The organism is Dyadobacter arcticus, from assembly GCF_011762185.1.
GTDB lineage: Bacteria > Bacteroidota > Bacteroidia > Cytophagales > Spirosomataceae > Dyadobacter > Dyadobacter arcticus.
This window is the reverse complement of sequence record NZ_JAASQJ010000002.1, coordinates 1,181,342-1,201,746: the sequence shown is the minus strand read 5'-3', so window position 1 is coordinate 1,201,746 and position 20,405 is coordinate 1,181,342. Positions and strand designations below refer to the sequence as shown.

The window sequence follows — 20,405 nt, the reverse complement described above, 5'->3', positions numbered from 1 at the left end:
TGCGTCCCTGACTATCTGTCGGAATACATTTCGGTGTAATATTTTTGATAATTGCCAGAGGTGACGTTATTCAGCCAATCCTGATTGTTCAGATACCAGTCCACGGTCCTTTCCAATCCTTCCGCAAATTGCAGGGAAGGTTTCCAGCCTAGTTCCTCAGAAAGTTTTGTAGCATCAATCGCATAGCGAAGATCATGGCCTGCGCGATCCGTCACATAAGTAATGAGCTTTGCAGTTTCGCCATCCTCACGATCTAGTTTCCGGTCCATAATGCTGCAAAGCAATAAAACAAGGTCAAGGTTTTTCCATTCGTTGTGACCGCCGATATTATACGTATCGCCGTCGGCACCACCATGATAAATCACGTCAATCGCAATCGCATGGTCTTCTACAAATAGCCAGTCACGGATATTTTCGCCCCTACCGTAAACGGGCAATGGTTTTTTCTGAATGATATTATGGATCATCAGAGGAATGAGCTTTTCAGGAAAATGATTGGGGCCGTAGTTATTGGAGCAGTTGGAAATTACTACTGGCAATTTATATGTGTTGTGGTAAGCCCTTACAAAATGATCCGAAGAAGCCTTCGAAGCCGAGTAAGGTGAACGGGGATCGTAGTTGGTCGTTTCCAGGAAAAAGGTGCCCGGATCGTGCAATTCACCATAAACTTCATCCGTAGAAACATGGTAAAAACGACGTCCCGAAAAATCATCCTTCCAGGCTTTTTTTGCAGAATTTAATAGGTTAACAGTTCCAACCACATTGGTCATTACAAATGACATCGGGTCGCTGATCGACCTATCAACATGACTTTCGGCAGCCAGATGCACTACGCCATGAAAATCATTTTCGCTAAAAAGATTGTCAATAAAATCCGCGTCAACAATGTCACCTTTTACAAAAGTGTAATTGGGGGAGTTCTCTATATCTCTCAGATTTTCGAGGTTACCTGCATAAGTCAGCGCATCCAGGTTGTAAATGTGATAATCATGATGGAAATTGACAAAACGGCGTACGACATGTGAACCGATAAAACCAGCGCCGCCGGTGATTAAGATTTTCTTCATTGTTGAGTAGTTATTTTTAATTGCCATTTCCAAGCATCCCGTAGCGCATCGGCCATGGTTTTCTCAGCATACCATTTCATTACATTGTTTACTTTGTCCGACTGAGCATATATTTTCTCCACATCACCATCTCTGCGCGGCCCTATCGTATAATTTAATTTCACTCCATTTACCTCTTCAAATGTATTGATGAGTTGCAGAACTGTGTAACCCTCGCCCGTTCCTACATTAAAGACGTCGTAGAAATCCGTGCTGGATTGCGCATCTAAAAGCTCCAATGCTTTGACGTGCGCTTTTGCAAGATCGACTACATGAATGAAATCCCGCACACAAGTGCCATCCACCGTATTGTAGTCGCTTCCGAAAACGGTAAGCGATTTGCGAAGTCCTGCGGCCGTTTGCGTAATATAAGGCACCAAGTTGCTTGGGACACCATTGGGCAACTCGCCAATCAATGCGGACTCGTGTGCGCCGATTGGGTTGAAATAACGTAAGGAAAGTGCTTTGATGCCAGGCTTCGAATATACATGGTCCCGGATAATGTCTTCTGCGATGGCTTTTGTGTTTCCGTAAGGTGAAGCCGCAGGCTTGCGAGGTGTGTTTTCTGTAACAGGAAGTTCGTCGGGCTGGCCATAAACAGTACAGGATGAAGAGAAAACAAAATTGGTCACATTGAACTCCTTCATTACCCTCATAAGTACCAGCAGCGAGATCACATTATTTTCATAATAATTGAGCGGTTTTTCTACTGATTCTCCCACCGCTTTGTATGCTGCAAAGTGGATAACCCCGTCAAACTTCTCTTTTTCAAACACTGTCCTGACTTTTTCTGTGTCGTTGCAATCAAATTCATAAAAAGGAAAATCCTTGCCTGTGATTTGTTTGATCCCTTCGAGAACGTCCTTATTGGAGTTGTAAAGATTATCAATAATGACCGGTTTAAACCCTGCTTTATCCAATTCAACAACAGTATGAGAACCTATGAATCCAGCTCCCCCGGTAACGAGAATTTTCATGCGTTATAGCGTAAATTTTTTTGAAAATATTGTGGTGTAAATAAAGGGCAAAATGGATTCAGACATGCAGTTAAAGGGACTTTTGGGCAGAGATACAATGAAAATCAATGGTCTGATTCCGCATTTTTTACGGTCAAAAGTAGAAAATTTGACGTCCATATAAAAAAAATGTTTTTATTTATCCGTTGGTAGTTAAATGCAGATTTGAGGAAAATGGACCAAAGAGAAATCAAAGCGCTGATATCCTTGCTTGATGACGAAGATCATGAAGTAAGCCAGCATGTGGAAGGGAAAATCTTGTCGCTGGGAGGAAATGTGATTCCTTTTCTTGAGACAGAATGGGAAGAAAGCTTTAACTCAATTGTTCAGCGGAAAATTGAAGAATTGATCCATGAATTGCAGCTGAGCATCATGATCGAGCGATTGCAATCCTGGAAAAATGGCGGTGGGCTTGACTTACTGGAAGGTTTATGGATCATTGCTACTTATCATTATCCCGACTTGTCCATAGAAAAACTAAAAACCAATATTGAGCAGCTTTTTTATGATATCTGGATCCAGTTTCAGGAAGAAATGAATCCTGTGGATCAGGTGAAGCGCATTAACAGCATTTTCTTCGGGACCATGAATTTTGCGGCCAATACCAAAAATTTTCATTCTCCCTCCAATTCCATGATCAATGTGGTCCTTGAAAGCAAACGAGGTAACCCAATCACCTTATGCGTGATTTATCTGTTGATTGCGAGGAAGCTGGGAATGCCTGTTTATGGGGTGAACCTGCCAAATCTCTTTGTTTTGACCTATAAAAATGACAAAACGCAGTTTTACATCAATGTTTTTAACCGCGGAATTATCTTTTCTAAAACGGATATTGATCACTACATTGCTCAGCTGAACATTAAATCAAAGGACATATTCTATCAGCCGTGCACCAACCTCGAAATCATCCAAAGAGTGTTACGCAACCTTATTTTGTCTTATGAAAAAACAAGCGAGCAGGACAAGATCAAGGAAATTGAGAAAATCCTTAAATCGACCATTGACGACCAGGATGATCACTGAGTTTATAAGGAGATAGCCAGGCAATGTTGATCGAACCACCTGACGTGAATTTTAGAATTTACCAAACGCGTATTGTCGGTTAATGTCCCTTCGAGGATTTCGGCAGATTGGAGAAACGGCAATATTCTGATCGAATCTCTAAAGCTTATTCCTTTCTTACCATACAATTTATACAGCGCTTCCTTTGCAGACCAGTACATGCATAATCTTGTTATCTCATTTTCTGCATGTGCAATTTCACCTGATGATAAATATTTAGTGGCCGTTCTTTGAAGCTTTTCATCACATTTCTCCATATCTATACCTACTGCTGCGAAGGGATTCAATGCTACTGCGACAAACTCGAAGGTGTGGGTAATGGATATGTGCGAATCGTTGTCGATCAGGAACGCCTTCCCATGTTCGTCCTTGTGAAGCCCTACGTAAGCAATGCCAAATTGCTCGGCGAGGGTTTTAATAAGCAGCCGGCTGGCAAGCCATTCCCTTACTTTTTGAGGGTGCGATATAGCGTTCAGCTCTTCCGAAATATATGCACTGCCAAGCCATTCCCTGAGTTCAGTTTCGGGTTCCGACAATTTCCATAACAGAAGCGTGCAAGTCTCCTCAATCATTTCGGAATGAACGAGCGGCATAAGAATTCTGTTTACAATTTCTATTTTTGACTACTTATTCCCGTCACCAACTCAATCCGATGGATATTCGCAAAGTAGACACTTTTTCAGGTCATCGGGACAGTGTTTACACAATTATTTCTGATCAAACTACGCATGGTTTTTATTCAGCTGGTGGCGATGGTTATGTGATTCAATGGGACCTGAATAAGCCGGACCTGGGCAAACTGGTCGCAAAAGCGGGAGCTTCTGTGTACGCATTGGCCCTGGACAAAAGGGACAACGCGCTTTGGATCGGGCAGAACTATGAAGGAATACAGGTGCTCGATACTGTTAATAATAAAATTGAAAAAACCTCTAAACTGACCACGGCAGCTATTTTCGACATTCAAATTAGTGGCGAAAAAGCATTTTTGGCTTTGGGAGATGGCGTGATTGTGGTAGTTGACATTGTGTCCTTCGCTGTTCAGAAACACATTAAAGTTTCAGATAAAAGTGTCCGCAGCATTGCATTCAATCCCGCCACCAATGAATTTGCTACCGGGGATAGCAATTCCAATGTGCATGTCTTTGATATGGATGGGTTCAAATTAAAAAAGACAATTCAATCGCATTCAAATTCCGTCTTTTCCGTTAAGTATTCACCGGACGGTAACTATCTTTTCACAACAGGGCGTGATGCCCACCTGAAAATCTGGGATGTGAATGATGCTTATGGAATCGTAACGGATATACCGGCTCATTTATATGCGATCAACGACATCGTATTTAGTCCCGACCAGACGCTATTCGCCACCTGCAGTATGGATAAGTCCATCAAAGTTTGGGATGCAGGTACCTTTAAATTAAAGAAAATCATTGATCGGGCACGTCACGCAGGACACGGAACTTCGGTCAATAAACTCCTCTGGACAACCTTTGAAAATCAATTGATCTCGTGCAGCGATGATCGTATGATTTCCGTTTGGGAAGTGTTTCAATAGCATACTTATAATATGGTATTATTGGTAAATACTTTGAAAAATGATTCTTATATCTTTAACTTACACGACTGTTTTTAACTAAGTAACAAAGCATTCAGCATTATGAAAATATCCGCTATTGAGATACGCAAGCATACTTTTGAAAAGATTTTCAGAGGTTATGACCCGGACGAAGTAGATGCTTTCCTGAACTCATTGTCGCAGGAATGGGAGCGGTTTTCGAGTGAGAATAGCCTGCTGAAAATGCAGCTTGAATATGCTGAAAAGGAACTTAGTAAGCTGAAAGACATTGAATCTACTCTCTTCCGCACATTAAAAGCGGCTGAAGATACAAGCAGACTGATTGAGAAAGAGGCGCACGAAATGGCTGAGAAAACGATTGAAGAATCGCGGGTTACAGCCAACGATCTGGTAACAGAAGCCGAAGCGAGGACCAGTCAGGTGATCAACCAGACCGAAGAGCGGCTGAGGCTGTATAAGGAGGAATTTGCAACTGAAATTAAAAAGCAGGAAAGGGATTTCAAGGCGATTGAAAACTTCCGGGACAACCTCATCGTGCAGCTTTCCTCGTTAGCGAACAACACCATTGATACCGTTGAACGTTTCGAACAGAAGTATGATAAGGAATCCGTTTTGAATAAAATGGAGGAGGTTAAGCAGCATGTTTCTGAAATTGAAATTCCTAAAAAACCACTATATCAGTCTGAGGGCAAAGTTGCGGAGGAAATGGAGGAAGACATACCAGTTCCTGATTTCAATGTGGTGATGCAGGACGAGAAGCCAGAGGTTTTGTTCGAAGTAGTGGATACTCAGAATGAATTGATTGAGAAAGAGGAAATACTGATAGAAGCAGAGCCTGAAGAGCAGGAAATAATGCCTGTCGAGGAGCCAGAACCTGAACCAATTGCTGAGCCTGTGGAAGAGAAAATCCAGTACCGGGTTAAAGAACCTGTGAAATCGGCCGCCGATGAAATGAATGAAGTACTGGCCGAAATGCACAAAACCGCTGAAAAAGCCAGAGAGACATCGACAGCTGGTAACCGTCCCCGAGAGACAAACCAGCCAAGAAAGACAGGCGGTGGCGGTTCATTTTTTGATCAAATTTAATTGCATTGGGAACGATCAGCCTCGAAGGACTCGAATTTTTTGCTTACCACGGGTATTATCCTGAAGAACAAAGGATTGGCAATAAATATGCATTGGACATCACCATTACAGCCGATTTCCTGGAAGCAGCGCAGAATGATAAGCTGAGCGAGACCGTTAACTACGAAACTATTTATCAGATTGCTTCCAAGGTAATGCAGGAGCGCGCTAAGCTGTTGGAACACATTGGGTTTAGTGTCATTGAAAAAATCAGACAGCATTATCCCCTGGTCGCCAATATCACTGTCAGAGTTTCAAAATTTAACCCGCCCGTGGGTGGCGTCTGCACCCGGGCGGTGATTACGATGGAAGGGTAAGAATGTCAAGCTGAGCAGTTTAGTATTCGTGCGGGAGATTGATATTGATCCGCTCATTCCATGGCAGACCGTGCTGGTTGAGCAACTCCATAAATGGGTCTGGATTTAGTTCTTCCACATTGTAAACGCCCGGCTTCATCCATTCTTCGTTCGTTAACATCAGCATTGCACCGATCATTGCAGGTACGCCGGTGGTATAACTTACGGCCTGTGCTTTCACTTCCCGATAACATTCGGCGTGATCGCAGTTATTCCAAACGTAATATGTTTTTTCTTCGCCATTTTCAGTGCCTTTGATCTGGCAGCCAATGGAAGTCTGTCCCGAATAATTTTCACCCAAAGAGTCGGGAGCAGGAAGTACCGCTTTCAGAAATTCCAACGGTACGATGTCTATTCCATTGAATTTGATAGGTTTAATGCTCGTCATGCCCACATTTTCAAGCACATTCAGATGCGTAATATAGGCTTGTCCGAAAGTCATCCAAAAGCGCGCACGTTTTAGTGTCGGAAAGTTCTTGACAAGTGATTCGAGTTCTTCGTGATAAAGAACATAGCTTTCTTTTGGTCCAATGCCCGGATATTCAATCGGTTTGTGAATTGACATGGCAGGGATTTCTACCCATTCACCATTTTCCCAGTAACGGCCCGGCTGCGTGATTTCGCGGATGTTAATTTCCGGATTAAAATTGGTCGCAAATGCTTTTCCGTGATCCCCCGCATTGCAATCGATAATATCGAGGTAATGCATCTCATCAAAATGATGCTTGTTCGCGAATGCAGTGAAGACTTGCGTAACTCCCGGATCAAAACCGCAGCCGAGGACTGCCATTAACCCGGCATCTTTAAATCTTTGCTGATATGCCCATTGCCAGCTGTATTCAAACTTGGCAACATCTTTTGGTTCGTAATTGGCAGTGTCGAGGTAGTGTACGCCGGTAGCAAGACAGGCCTCCATAATGGTAAGGTCCTGGTAAGGCAAGGCAACATTGATTAATACTTTTGGCTGAAAGCGTTTGATCAAAAGAACCGTTTCAGCGACAATATCTGCATCAACCTGGGCGGTTTGAATGCTGACACCATGCATTTCTAATATTTCCGAAGCAATTTTATCACATTTGGCCTTGGTACGACTGGCCAAGAGGATATCGGTAAAAACATGATTATTTAAAGCGCATTTATGAGCTACCACACTTCCAACACCACCAGCACCAATGATCAGAACCTTGGACATTTTATTCGATTTAACGGTTTTTTTAAAACCTGGTAAGTTTTAAAAACTTGCCAGGTTTGTCCCGCAAATATAGAATGACGGGTTAATTTTTCAATTTAAATTTCCGTTAACAAGCTTCATAACTTTTCCTTCGCTGTGATTCAGGAAATATACTTCACCTTTTGTATCCTGCCCAAATGAAGATATACTACCTTGATTTTCCAGAATAACTGCATTGCTTTTCTTCTTGTCCCCATCCATTTCCAGCGCCCAAATCCGGCCGCTCACATAATCGCCGTAAATGTATTTGCCTGACAAAGAGGGAATTGCTGTGCCGCGATATACATAACCGCCTGTAATGGACCGATCCCCGTTATCCTGTTTATAATCATGGATCGGTTCAGTCAACCCCGCAGGATTACAATCTGATGATGGGTTGTAACAATCAACGCCTTCTTTAAGCCGCCACCCATAATTTCCTCCCTTGGTAATAATGTCAATTTCCTCACGCACATTCTGACCAACGTCACCTGCAAACAATCGGCCAGTTTCCGTATCAAAACTGATCCGCCATGGATTGCGAAGGCCGTATGCATAGATTTCTGGCAAAAAACCGGAAGAAGCAGCGACAAATGGGTTGTCAGCCGGAATACCGTAATTCCCTTTGTCTGTTTTGTTTACGTCAACCCGCAATATTTTGCCAAGATGACTTCTGTGGTTTTGGGCATTATTTTGCGGATCACCTCCGCTGCCTCCATCTCCTGTCGCAATGTATAACAAGCCATCTTTTCCAAATTGCAATGAACCGCCATTGTGATTATCATAAGGCTGATTGAATGTGAAAAGAATGGCTTCGCTTTGCGGATCAGCCTGGTTGCCAGTCGAAGAGGCAGCCTTGAAACGGGATATGACCGTTTTTAAAGGGCTGCCAGCTGTGTAATTGACAAAAAAGTAACCGTTGGTTTTAAAATCGGGATGGAAGGCTAATCCCAGCAGGCCGCGTTCGCCGCCAGCCTGAACCTTACTTTTGATATCCAGGAAAATCTGGCTTGTTGCAACTGACTTATTATTGCTAAAAACATTAATAACGCCTTCTTGCTCGACAACAAAAAACCGGGTGCTATCTCCCGCAACTTGTTGAATTTCAACTGGCCTGTTGAATGTGAGTGCAGGAAAAGCATTGGTCGCACTCAATGTTTTTTCTGGTTCCTGTGGCGTCTGTGGCGTGTTCTTTTCATTTGACGAACAGGCAATTGCCAGCAAAATCAGTGTCAAAGGGAAAAGTATAGGAAGAGAAGTTGTTTTCATCACGTTGAAGTTTTCTTTTACAACGTCCTGAAAGTTTTTTTGTTTCGAAAAGGATTTTAAATCAGGTGATTCCAGATGACGTCGTACACATCAACAGCTTCAAGTTCCTTTTTTTCCAATGCAGAATCCGTAACGCAAATTGGATAATATTCTCGGGGCACATTGGGACTGCCGTGTGAGCCTTTGATCAAGGTTGCATCCAGCGGGATCACATCCATCAGGTATCTGAAACCCAATAGCTTGCGGGCCAGCTTATAACCTGCGCGAAGTTTGATAAGCGGATTTTTAGGGTCCATAAACATCTCCACCGGATCATAGCCGGGCTTGCGGTGAATGTCTACCAAATGCGCGTAATCCGGTGCTTTGGCGTCGTCGAGCCAGTAATAATACGTAAACCAGCTATCGGGCTTAGCAACTAACACAATGTCACCCGAACGTTCGTGATTAATGTGATAAGCTTTTTGAGCTTCTCTGTCAAGGATAAGATCAATGCCAGGTGTTTTCTTCAAAACATTGATTACCTGCTCCTTAACTGTCGGCTCATTCAGATAAATATGGGCTATCTGATGGTCAGCGGTGGCAAATGCTTTGCATATACCTGCATCCAATAATTCATACCAACGTTCAGTTCTCACTGAGATCAGCCCTTCATTTCTCAAAATTCGGTTGATATGGATCGGGTTATTGACTGGATTGATACCATATTCCGAAAGCAAAATGATCTTCGCATTTTTTGCTTCGTAATACTCGATCAATCCCTTAACGATATCATCAATTTCTTTAAGCTCCTTATCGATTTTGGCAAAATCAGGGCCGAATTTTTGAAGACAATAGTCGAGATGAGGCAGGTAAATTAACGTCAAGGTAGGATCATGCCTTTCGTCTACCCAGATTGAAGCATCTGCAATCCATTTGGTGGACTTAATGTTCGCATTAGGCCCCCAAAAACTGAATAATGGAAATTGCCCGAGATCTTTCTGCAATTTATCCCGAAGTTCCGGTGGATAGGAGTAACAATCGGGTGCTTTGACGCCATCAGCATGGTATTGGGGCCGGGGAGTTACGGAGAAGTCAGCGGTAGAGTACATATTATACCACCAGAACATTTTTGAGCAGGTAAACTTGGGGTCGAGTTTCTTAGCCGCGTCCCATATTTTTTCCCCCTTAACCAATTTATTGGACTGCTTCCAAAACTTCACTTCCGAATCATCACGGTCATACCAGCCATTGCCGACAATGCCATTCTCTGATGGCCACTTTCCGGTTATATAAGTGCTTTGAGATGTTGTGGTAACGGCAGGTAAAACAGGCCTTATCGGAGTTAAGTACTTGTTTTTTAAATAATTGGAGAGGAAAGGAGTATGTCCGCCGATGAGGTTGGCACTTAATCCTACAATGTCGATAACGACTGTTTTATTCATAACTCAAAATTTTCTTCACCCATTCGATTTCCCTTACAATGGACTCTCCGATGGGTTTCTGCATATCTTCGGGAAGCACTCCCCAGGTATAAGTTTCTACTTCAAGGAATGATGAAAAAGGAGTTTTGCAATGCAATGCGAGGGTTTTGACGATATCGCCCTGGGTTGATTCCAGCACGCCATAAGAATTAATAAATAAAGGAACATGGAAATGCACCCGCCATTCTTCCTGATCCTCGCCCCAATCAGCTAACGCTTCTGTCAGGTCAGGATAGTGGGTCAATGTATGGTCCGCATTTCGGGCGACCACCTGATGCAGATAAACCGGCTCATTAAATGTCCCGATTGCTCTCAACTTGATTTCTTTTTCATTGGAAAAATTAACTTTCAGCGCAGAGCTAACCTGAATGCGACCAACTTTGATCCCGTTTGCATTTAATGTTTCCAATAACTCTTCCGGATCTTCATAGCCGACGGCAGCATGACAAATGTCATAACAAAGCTGAATGTGTCGGAGGATTACTTCTCTTGCATGTCCTGGTTCAAACCCATGTTTACCTGAAAGATATATCGTTCCTTCCGGGATCAAAGTTTCGTTGTACCACGTGATGAAATCAGAGATATTATCGAGCAAACCGTCTGGTTCCGGCTCAATATCCAGGTGAAGCAGTTTGCCCGTTTCCTCTTCAATGCTGATCAATTTGTCGAGCAATTGAAGCACATGCTGTGTGGCTGTGCGCGTGGCCTGATAAATGTCATTATCCGATTTCCACCATAAACGATAGGATAAAGGAGGTGTGGAAACGCCGCCATGCATATCTTCCGGCAGTAATTCAGCTAAAATATTAAAAAGCCGGATTGTGTATTCCAGCCTGTCTTCAGTAGTCCAATCCGGCGTATGCACATCATCCTTAACCACAGTATTATGAAAACCGCCGTATGGAAAGCCGTTGATCACGAAAACATAAACATCATTTTCGGCCAGCCAGCTTTTAAATTCAAGAAGTATCTCAGGTTTGCTTAATTCAATCGAAGCCTCGTTTGCAACCCTTAATCCAAGTCCAAATGGCTGTCCGGGAGCAAGTTGCTGACGAATGTATGGGATGTTTTCCTGCAATGATCTGAAATGATCCGCCCACTTCTCGCCCGGGTGAATGTTGCTGCAATAGGTAAGATGACCGTACGGTGTGATCATATCGAATGAATAATTTTTAAACTTTCAAGATAATCAACCGATTCCGCAATGATATCTGGATCCAATTCGTGAACCTCAACGCCCAAACCTATTCTTTCAAGCAGCATAATGGTAAGTCGTCCACCCAAATGTTCCCGAAATTCCTGCAGACCATTCCGAAGGTTAACCTTATCATTTTCAGACAGTTTGGAATGGTAAAGGTCAAAACCCAACTTATTTAACACATCCAATATCCTGTTCAGATCTGCCTCTGACAATTTTCCGATCTTTTGTGCATACACACAATCCAATGCGATCCCAATAGCCACCGCCTCTCCGTGACGAACCTGGAAGTCAGTCAGATATTCGAGCTTGTGTGCAGCCCAATGCCCAAAATCCAGAGGTCGGGATGAGCCAAACTCAAATGGATCTCCACCTGCAATATGATCGGTGTGCATTTCGGCGCAGCGATGGATGAGGTAAGCCATTGCTGGTTCGTCCCGATTGGCAAGCGCAGTGGCGCGTTCTTCTATCCACTCAAAAAAACCTTTGTCTTTAATCAATGCAACTTTAATAGCCTCGGCAATGCCGCCGCGCCAGTCACGGTCATCTAATGTTTTCAGGAAAGTGAGATCATTAAATACAGCGATTGGAGGCGCAAATGTGCCGAGGAAGTTCTTTTTGCCATTGAAATTAATGCTGTTCTTAACGCCGACTCCTGAGTCGTTTTGGGATAGAACAGTCGTTGGGATTCGGATCAACTTAATCCCGCGATGCGAAACAGCCGCAGCATATCCCACAAGGTCCAGCACCGCACCACCGCCGATGCCGATCACAAATGAGTGTCTGTCTATGCCATAAACATCAATGGCTTGCACCAAAAGGTCAAAAAGTTGAGGATCGTTTTTGGAAGCTTCCCCTCCGGGTACCGTAATGATATTGGGCGCGAGCTGAATATTTGGTATTGAAGTTGAAAAATAGGACTGAATTTGATCAGCCAGATCAATCTGATGAGCAGAAAATCCTTCATCCACGACCACCAAGGCTTTTCGCTGAAAACCTTGTTCATTAAAAGTTTTGAAGAAATCTGCAAGCAGCGGATTGGATGGTTCAAATAAATATTGGGTAAAAAATACAGAATAGCTGTATTCCACCTTGAAACTTTGTTTTATGGTTTGCATTGAACTCGACATGCTACACGCTAAAAATGCATTTATATGAAAGACTAAGATACGGGTATCTTCCCCTCATTCTATTTTCTATTATACCCTAAGTTACCGCGAAAACCTTTGCCAGAACCATTGATAAAGGCAATAGCGCCAAAACGGCCAGAGCAAGCGGCCATAATCCGAAAGCCACACACCAGGAAGCATTCATCACAATCAATGAAATGACCCCGGCCTTCACAGCTTTTCCAATCATGGGACCAATTGGTTTTTGTATCGCATTCCACAATGGTCGCCCGATGAGCCATGCGTGCAAAAGAACAAACGGTAATGTAAAAGAAATGTTCCCTTCCCGCTGAGCAATAGTCAATTGCGCAGCCAGAACGATCAGATATAACAATGCTGCAATATATAGCGTCCTTTTTTTGCCTCCGTGCACTTCATCCTGACTTATGAGGGTTATCGCGCCGATGTAGGCGACAGGTAAAACAGCAATAAATCCCCATTTCTGAAAAGATTCGGGCAGGACGCTCATACCCAGAATCAAATTTCCACCACGACACATTCCCATGGTTAGCGGGCCAAAAAAGACGTGATGCTTGGCAAAACGGTTGTATAAAACAGTCAGCATGGCGATGATAATGGCGATCATACCACTTTGAAAACTGAAAAGCGCCGCAGCTAAAATTCCAAAGAAAAGCAGTGAGATGCCCAGCATTGTTGCCGATTTCAGCGCTACTTTTCCACTAGGTATTGGTCTTTCGGGACGTTCAATGCTATCCAGTTTTGCATCAAAAACATCATTCATGACGACTCCTCCCCCGTACAACCCAATTGTTGAAAGGATCAGGAATATGGGTTGAAAAGATGAAAATGTAAATTGTGCAATTGCCATTCCCGCAAGGATATCGGCCACCGCAGTGACAAGATTAGCGGGGCGGGTTAGCTGAAGATATGGTTTCAAACTGCTCACGTTATTGAATGACCAAAGAGTCTTTGGCAGGTGCAGGCTGCTGGCCTCCTCTTAAAATACTGTTGCCGTGGAATTTTTCCGTCTGATCTATCGAAGATGCTGATTCGAAATCACTTACATCAATCTGTCCGCTTTTTCCAAAGGCGTCGATGGCGTTTTGATAGGTAACGAGGCGAATGGTCTCGGCCGAAATTCCGCGCATTTTCATCAATGCTGCCGTCTTGGGGATTGCTAATGGATCCGAAATTCCCCAATCCGCTGCGGAGTTAACCATAATTCGCTCAGGGCCATATTGTTCCACTACTTTCACCATGCGCTCATTTCCCATTTTAGTAAACGGATAAATTGTAAACGCGGCCCAAAATCCCTGATCCAATACACTCTTCACAGTTTCTTCATTATTATGATCAACAATTACCCAGGAAGGATCCAATCCATGTTCCAGTGCAATGGCCATGCTGCGTTCTGTTCCTTTCTTTTTGTCCCGGTGCGGGGTATGTATCTGGACAGGCAGCTTTGCTTCTTTTGCTAATTCCAGTTGAAGCCGGTAATATTTTTCCTCGGCTGGCGTCTGATCGTCAAAACCGATTTCACCAACACCTACAACCCCTTCTTTGTAAATATATAATGGAAGGATTTCCATAACCTGTTCAGCCAGAGGTTCATTATTGGCCTCACGGGAATTAAGTCCCATTGTGCAGTAATGTTTGATGCCAAACTGAGAAGAGCGAAACCGCTCCCAGCCAACCAGGCTGCTGTAATAATCCTTGAAACTGGACAATCCCGTCCGGGGCTGCCCGAGCCAAAAGGCAGGTTCAATGAGCGCGACAATGCCAGCCTGGTGCATGGCCTGATAGTCGTCGGTGGTGCGGGAAACCATATGGATATGCGGGTCGAAGAACCGCATTCCTTTGATCAGGTCACGGTAATCGTTCCAGGCAATTTCCCGGTGCGCCGGTGCGGCGACGGCTTCTTCACTTTCTTCAAAGTGGGAAGGGTTTGGGGCAGTTTCGTTACGGTTTAGGCACATAGTTGTAAACGTCAATGTTCAAGATCGGCCCAGGTAAGCACACCTGATTTCACCGATTGTTCCAGATTAGGGTATTGGATCAGCAAATTATTTGCAGCGGGCAAACTAGACTCAGCACAAGCCAGCGCTGCTCCTTTCTGATCCTCAGTATTTTCGGAACCAAACAAATGCTGCATATCAGAGAGTAAAGCCGGGGTCATATACTTACCTACAAGCCTCCATACCTGCGGAGATACCGTCCTCCCTGCTGCCCAGCGCTCATGAGCAAAGTCCGAAATAGTGATCGAAAGCTGTTCATTCGCCCGGTTCTCTAAGCCTTCAATAAAATGAATGGGTTTGTCATTAAAAATGGCTTTCAGAACCAGCTGATTCCAGGCGGGTTCGCCAAAATATTTTTCTGGATAAGGGTTATGCAGGGCGATTGCATCAAAAACAAAACCCATATTGGAACGAACGGCATCAGTAGCCCTGAAAAGCCATTGGTCTGGATAAGATAGAAGTGGCAATGCTGAGTAAAGTGCCACCAATTCGTTCATTTCCGCGGTATCAAACAGCGTTTCAATGTTTTTTACATATTCATGCCTATCCGACGGATCCAATTGCGTCAAAAGCCAAACTCTGCTGACCCTCACAAGTGACCAGCCAAGGATCGAAAATCCTGAAAATTCGGTACTCAGCGCCGATAGTTCATCTTGACTTACATTAACCACTTTTTTTGGTAAAGATCGTGGAACGGCGACAAAAGCAGTCATCAATTCAAGCGGATCGGAGAGTCCTTTCTGTTGCAACCAGTCCGCCTCTTCCGGGCTGGTATTCAATGCGATGATCGCCCAAAGTTTATCTTTAATGAAGTCGGACATAACGTTTGACAATAATTCAGATTTATGCCGAGATTCTCCGCGTAAATCACTTTCTGGTTGTGGGTTATTTTGTAACAATGCGTCTTTCCCCTTATAAAGTTTCCGGTAGACGCATTATAACGTTATTCGACGTCGTAAGACTTCAATTGGTACATAATTGTACGTATTTTAATCGAAAACTAATCCCCAATGGAATTGCCCCGACGGAGTCGCTAGGAAGGAGTGTTCAAAAATCAAATTCTTTGATTTCGACATCATTGAGCAAATGCTTGGTCAGCTTTTCGTGATTATGGTCGGAGCCTTGCAAAGTCCAGTTCCCGGTAATGTGATTTCCGATACGGCTTTGATCTCCCCTGAGGATTTTCAGATCGTGCTCTTTAAATAGTTTCTCGTAGGTTTTGAGTGTTCGTTGCTGATATACACACATCAAACGGTAGTTACGAATCTGGCTTCTTTTACGGATAAAGCGCTGGATAGGAGCCAGTATAACCAGGGATAATCCCGAAATAATAAATGCTGCAATGGATATTTCGTAAAAGCCCGCTCCAATCCCCATTCCCAGCGCAGCAGTAACCCACACAATGGCAGCTGTTGTAATGCCTACCACCCTGTTATTTTCCCTGAAAATAATTCCTGCGCCAATGAAGCCAATGCCGGTTACAATGTTTGCAGCAATCCGTCCGGCGTCAGAACTGATTTTAATAGAAAGAATTGTAAAAAGTGTTGAACCTACGGCAATCAGAATCATGGTCCTCAGCCCGGCAGACTTGCTGCGATACTCGCGCTCCGTTCCGATGATCGCACCTAACAAAAAGGAAAGTAGGAGTTTGTAAATGTCTTCGGGTAGGAGGTTCATTAGTCGGGAAGATGGTCTGAATAAAAAGCCGGAAAGATCAGAAATCTCCCGGCTTAGCTTAATGTCAAAGTTTGGATTTGAAATTAGTCAATATCAATGTTCTTAATAAGCCCCTCTAATTCTCCTGTCTCAATATTTTCTTTATCCGATTTGTCGTATATCGAAAGAAGTACTACTACTTTCTTTAAGAAAATTTACGCATGAAATAATTCTTGTCCCGCCGCTTTTACCCCTGCCTTTACTCTTGATGGCTAGTCTGATTTTGTAGCAGTCCCTTCCTATTGGTATCCCCTGGCTGGGATCTTGAATGAGCGTGTCCGCTAGTTTCTTGACTTCCTGAGGCAGAGAAGGGTATTTTTTTGCAAGTCGTTTAAACTCCTTTGCAAAATTTTCGGAAGCGGAGACATTAAAGTTCATCCAAAATGTCCTTCAATGGGCGAGTCTTTAATTCACCTTTTTGCAGAGCGATGTAATCTTGCTTCAAATCCTTTAAAATTTGTGCTTTGGTAGGCTCATCACTTCTCTGCATTTCCTTTTGCAGCACAGATACCAGTTTTTCACGCTCTTGTCTAGGCAACTGGCGAACGAGATCAGTCAATTGCCGAAATGATAAGGGAAGTTGTAGGTTCAAATGTTTTTCCATGACCGAGATTCTTTTCTTGATACCAAAACTATAAAACAAAAATTTAAGTGCTGGCGCTGGACACACCCAATTTACATTTTATTCCAAAAATAGAACATAACGCAATGTTTGGGCGCATAAGCTGTACCGCATCGGGCAATTTTTGTAACCAGTAATTTAATTTGCAAAATTACTTTTACCTTGTTCTAAATTCTGGACATTTTTGGTTTGACCTATCAGAACAAATGGTCATCCAAAGAATACAGTTGTTGGTACTATAAGAATTGCCTAACTATCATCATTTTCATGAAAAGACTGTTTTTGCTTGCTTTTGCATTAATCCCATTCGTTTTATCGGCTACGCCCAAGTATTGGATATATCTTAAAAATAAGGATTTAAGCGGAACACCTGCTATCTCACAACAAACAATCCAAACCCGCCAAAGCCTCGGATTGACATTGTCGGAAGAAACGGATCTCCCCATTAAAAAATCTTACGAGCAAGCGCTTCTCGAACAATCTGTAACTATAATTAACCGCTCTAAATGGCTAAATGCAGTGTCTGCAACATTGACCAGCGAACAGGCTATGAAGGTTCGTGAATTGGATTTTGTAAAGGAAGTGGTGCCGATTGATCCGGGATTTTACATTGCTTCTACCAGGCCAATTGAAAAGTCTCAGATGGCACCGGTGATGTCGCAAGTTCAGGCAAGCGCCTTTTTAAAGGAAAATATTACAGCCAAAGATGTAACCATTGGCGTGATCGATGCTGGCTTTTATGGTGCAGATTCTTCCTTTTCACTAACACAGATTTTTTCCAATAAAAGAATTCTAGGAATACGTGATTATGTAAAACCAGGTCGGCCCGGAGCGTTGCTGTTCAGTACAGCTGAGTCCTTTTCTGATATGCATGGAACCGAAGTCTTAGCAGCGATCGCCGGGATTGATTATCAGGATCAGATCCAGTACGGAATGGCTACCAATGCCAAATTTTATCTGGCAAGGACCGATTACTCAATGAGGGAATATCGCGGAGAAGAAGATAACTGGATAGCGGCAATGGAGTGGATGGACAGCCTTGGCGTACGTCTGATCAATACGTCGCTTGGTTATGCAAAAGGATTTTCAGATCCCAAAGAAAATTATACGCCCGATCAGATGGACGGAAAAACCTGCGCAATTACCCGCGCAGCACAAATTGCTGCTGATCGTAAAGGAATAATGCTGATCGTATCGGCTGGCAATGAAGGCGACGATAAGACCTGGGAAATCGTGTCCGCTCCTGCTGATGCGCAAGGTGTATTGTCAGTTGGTGCCACTAATGGAAAGCTTTGGAATAAAATTGGTTATAGCAGCACGGGACCTGAAATTTTGAAATATGTAAAACCAAATGTGTCCTGTTTTTCATTGTATGGCACATCATTATCGGCCCCTGTGATCACAGGCTTTGCTGCATGTCTGTTGCAGGCAAATCCTAAACTTTCCAATAAAGAGCTCATTTCACTGATTGAAAAATCGTCCCATTTGTATCCTTACGGAAATAATTTTGTGGGTTATGGCGTACCGCAGGCCTCCCGCGCGCTAGCTTTGGCGAAAGCACCCTATTTGCCTGATAATGCGAAGTTTATCAATGCAAAAGGCCGCATTTGTGATGTGGATGTGACGAGCGCCGATTCAATGGTGGCTATTTACAGGAAAAAAAGTGAAAAAGACGTGATTATGCAGCAGGTGGCAAAAATTCAAAACGGCAAAATCTCTCTGAAACGCCAGAATAACGAAAAATTCACGACCATCGATCTGAGAGATTACGTGATCGAGGTTGCCTGGGACTGAGATATCAGGGTGATTTTCGCAGCCTGGCCTCTTCAAGGTCCAGTTCGCGTTCTTTAATCTTAATAAGCTCGTCTGAACAAACCCTTTCGCGCCTCAGCTTCTGGATTTCCACGCGTTTCACATCAATGATCTCAACCAGCATGGTGCGGTACTTCCTTACCATGCTTTTGGAAGGTGTGTCTTCAAGGTGCAACATTTTGGCATCTGCCATTTGTATGATTTTCTCATAACGGTCTTTTAACAGCCGGAATGGCTCGAATTCCTGAATTTCACCGTCATAATTAGACTGCATATAATCCAGGCTGACCGTCGCCAATCTCGAATTCATCATGGCATTTTGCTCTTCCAGATTTTCCCCATCATCCTCAATGTTGAGCCAGCGTAAGATGACAGGCAGGCTTAATCCCTGAAGAACCAACGTAAACAGGATCACAACAAAAGTGATAAAGAGGATCAGATTACGGTGAGGAAAGCTTGCTCCATTCAATATGAGCGGAATAGAGAGCGCGGATGCGAGCGAAACAACGCCGCGCATTCCGGCCCAAGCCACTACAAAAACCGTCTTCCAGCTTGGTTTCTTTTCCTTTTCACGGATGGATTTAAATAAGAGGCGTGGCAGATAAGTCGCCGGAAAAACCCAGATTATCCGGATCAGGATGGATGCGACGCTGATGACAATAGAATAAAATATGACCTCTTGGATGGTATAGGTACCAAGCCCGGTCATCACCTTAGGCAATTGCAAGCCGATCATGATGAAGACGATGCCATTCAGAAGAAATATCACCGTTTCCCACACATAAGTAGCCTGCATCCGCGACTGGTAGGAAAATATTTCGTGGGCCCGGAAACTGAGGAATAACCCGCCACTCACAACTGCTAAGACGCCAGAAAAATGAAAATGCTCAGCGGCAATGTACATTAAGTAAGGTGTAATAAATGTAAGTGCGGTATCGATACTTGGGGTAGTTGGGAAAAATCGATGAACAAAATACAGAATATGTCCTATTGCCAAACCAATGACAATTCCCATGATGGAAACGGTAAAAAAGTCAATCCCCGCTTTCCATAGGACGAATTTTCCTGTTGCTACCGTTGCTAATGCAACCCGGAAAACGATTAATGAGGAGGCGTCGTTCACCAGGCTCTCACCTTCAAGTATGGTAACAACCCTTTTAGGGACTTTCACACTTTGTAAAACAGACGTGGCAGCTACGGCATCGGGCGGTGAAATGACGCCGCCCAATACAAATCCCATGGCCAAAGTGAATCCAGGAATCATTGCATGGGATAAATAAGCCACAGCAGTGGCAGTGAAAACAACCAATCCGATCGACAGCATCAATATAGGTCGCTTCCAGTTCCAGAAATCTTTCCAGGATGTGTTCCACGCAGCCATATACAAAAGCGGTGGCAGGAAAATAAGAAATACAAGATCGGGAGCAAGCTCCATATGCGGCATTCCGGGAATAAAGCTGATCAGCAAGCCAGCAATGACCAGGAAAATGGGGTAGGATACGCCAATTTTTTCACTGACCATGGTGAGCATTGACACGACGAAAAGAAGGGAAATTATCAGCAGAAGGTTTTCCTGGATCATCTTACGAGATAGCGGTTCTTGAGTATAAAAGTATATTAATTAGATGATTAGCCTCTAACAACTTTTGTGTGTGGTCGAACACGCAAAATCAATTTTTGGTTTTACATTAGAAGAAAAATAGCGGATTTGCTTATCTTTATTGCTCCAATG

18 protein-coding genes and 1 pseudogene are annotated in these 20,405 nt (G+C 43.5%); 5 read left to right on the top strand and 14 right to left on the bottom strand.

Features of this window, described 5'->3' with window-relative positions; all coding sequences use genetic code 11:
• Positions 1-11: 11 nt before the first annotated feature.
• On the bottom strand, positions 12-1,067 hold the full coding sequence (rfbB, locus tag FHS68_RS12875) for a dTDP-glucose 4,6-dehydratase (RefSeq protein WP_167270584.1): 1,056 nt from the start codon (positions 1,065-1,067) through the stop codon (positions 12-14).
• Positions 1,064-2,083, bottom strand: coding sequence for a UDP-glucose 4-epimerase GalE (gene galE, locus FHS68_RS12870; protein WP_167270582.1), 1,020 nt, complete (start codon positions 2,081-2,083; stop codon positions 1,064-1,066). The genes rfbB and galE overlap by 4 nt, the downstream gene beginning before the upstream one ends.
• Before the next feature lie 213 nt (positions 2,084-2,296).
• Here galE and FHS68_RS12865 point away from each other — a divergent pair, with 213 nt between their 5' ends.
• Positions 2,297-3,145: a transglutaminase-like domain-containing protein gene (locus FHS68_RS12865; protein ID WP_167270580.1), complete on the top strand. Its 849-nt coding sequence runs from the start codon at positions 2,297-2,299 to the stop codon at positions 3,143-3,145.
• A gap of 2 nt (positions 3,146-3,147) precedes the next feature.
• On the opposite strand, the gene FHS68_RS12860 is transcribed toward FHS68_RS12865, so the two are convergent.
• Positions 3,148-3,777, bottom strand: a complete 630-nt coding sequence (locus FHS68_RS12860) for a 4'-phosphopantetheinyl transferase family protein (protein WP_167270578.1) — start codon at positions 3,775-3,777, stop codon at positions 3,148-3,150.
• A gap of 59 nt (positions 3,778-3,836) precedes the next feature.
• Between FHS68_RS12860 and FHS68_RS12855 the strand changes: the two genes are divergently transcribed.
• The 3 genes from FHS68_RS12855 (at position 3,837) to folB (ending at position 6,202) form a co-directional block, all read left to right on the top strand.
• Positions 3,837-4,739 carry a WD40 repeat domain-containing protein gene (locus FHS68_RS12855; protein WP_167270576.1) on the top strand — a complete coding sequence of 301 codons (903 nt, stop codon included), beginning with the start codon at positions 3,837-3,839 and terminating at the stop codon, positions 4,737-4,739.
• Positions 4,740-4,841: 102 nt separating this feature from the next.
• The gene (locus tag FHS68_RS12850; protein ID WP_167270574.1) at positions 4,842-5,846 is read left to right on the top strand and encodes a DivIVA domain-containing protein; all 1,005 of its coding nucleotides are present in this window, start codon (positions 4,842-4,844) and stop codon (positions 5,844-5,846) included.
• A gap of 5 nt (positions 5,847-5,851) precedes the next feature.
• Positions 5,852-6,202: a dihydroneopterin aldolase gene (gene folB / locus FHS68_RS12845; protein WP_167270572.1), complete on the top strand. Its 351-nt coding sequence runs from the start codon at positions 5,852-5,854 to the stop codon at positions 6,200-6,202.
• Between the two features lie 19 nt (positions 6,203-6,221).
• Here folB and FHS68_RS12840 read toward each other — a convergent pair.
• The 10 genes and pseudogenes from FHS68_RS12840 to FHS68_RS12795 all read right to left on the bottom strand — a co-directional run.
• Positions 6,222-7,442, bottom strand: a pseudogene (locus FHS68_RS12840) (saccharopine dehydrogenase family protein); the annotation flags it as partial.
• Between the two features lie 81 nt (positions 7,443-7,523).
• Complete coding sequence (locus FHS68_RS12835) at positions 7,524-8,720, bottom strand: PQQ-dependent sugar dehydrogenase (RefSeq protein WP_167270567.1); 1,197 nt, start codon at positions 8,718-8,720, stop codon at positions 7,524-7,526.
• A gap of 56 nt (positions 8,721-8,776) precedes the next feature.
• On the bottom strand, positions 8,777-10,141 hold the full coding sequence (locus FHS68_RS12830) for an alkaline phosphatase family protein (protein WP_167270565.1): 1,365 nt from the start codon (positions 10,139-10,141) through the stop codon (positions 8,777-8,779).
• Positions 10,134-11,336, bottom strand: a complete 1,203-nt coding sequence (gene eboE / locus FHS68_RS12825; RefSeq protein WP_167270563.1) for a metabolite traffic protein EboE — start codon at positions 11,334-11,336, stop codon at positions 10,134-10,136. The genes FHS68_RS12830 and eboE overlap by 8 nt, the downstream gene beginning before the upstream one ends.
• Positions 11,333-12,496 (bottom strand): 3-dehydroquinate synthase, encoded by a 1,164-nt coding sequence (locus FHS68_RS12820; RefSeq protein WP_167270561.1) that lies wholly within the window; start codon positions 12,494-12,496, stop codon positions 11,333-11,335. Before FHS68_RS12820 ends, eboE begins: the two co-directional genes overlap by 4 nt.
• An 88-nt stretch (positions 12,497-12,584) precedes the next feature.
• Positions 12,585-13,454: a UbiA-like protein EboC gene (gene eboC, locus FHS68_RS12815; protein WP_167270559.1), complete on the bottom strand. Its 870-nt coding sequence runs from the start codon at positions 13,452-13,454 to the stop codon at positions 12,585-12,587.
• A 1-nt stretch (position 13,455) separates the two neighbouring features.
• Positions 13,456-14,484 carry a TatD family hydrolase gene (locus FHS68_RS12810; RefSeq protein WP_167270557.1) on the bottom strand — a complete coding sequence of 343 codons (1,029 nt, stop codon included), beginning with the start codon at positions 14,482-14,484 and terminating at the stop codon, positions 13,456-13,458.
• Positions 14,485-14,495: 11 nt separating this feature from the next.
• On the bottom strand, positions 14,496-15,344 hold the full coding sequence (locus tag FHS68_RS12805; protein WP_167270555.1) for an EboA domain-containing protein: 849 nt from the start codon (positions 15,342-15,344) through the stop codon (positions 14,496-14,498).
• 226 nt (positions 15,345-15,570) lie between these two features.
• Positions 15,571-16,200: an MgtC/SapB family protein gene (locus FHS68_RS12800; RefSeq protein ID WP_167270554.1), complete on the bottom strand. Its 630-nt coding sequence runs from the start codon at positions 16,198-16,200 to the stop codon at positions 15,571-15,573.
• A 406-nt stretch (positions 16,201-16,606) separates the two neighbouring features.
• A complete protein-coding gene (locus tag FHS68_RS12795) occupies positions 16,607-16,843 on the bottom strand; it encodes a hypothetical protein (protein ID WP_167268805.1) in 237 nt (78 codons plus the stop codon).
• Between the two features lie 285 nt (positions 16,844-17,128).
• Between FHS68_RS12795 and FHS68_RS12790 the strand changes: the two genes are divergently transcribed.
• A complete protein-coding gene (locus tag FHS68_RS12790; protein ID WP_167270552.1) occupies positions 17,129-18,655 on the top strand; it encodes a S8 family serine peptidase in 1,527 nt (508 codons plus the stop codon).
• 4 nt (positions 18,656-18,659) lie between these two features.
• Here FHS68_RS12790 and FHS68_RS12785 read toward each other — a convergent pair whose 3' ends face one another.
• Positions 18,660-20,255, bottom strand: coding sequence for a Na+/H+ antiporter (locus FHS68_RS12785; protein ID WP_167270550.1), 1,596 nt, complete (start codon positions 20,253-20,255; stop codon positions 18,660-18,662).
• Positions 20,256-20,405: the final 150 nt, after the last annotated feature.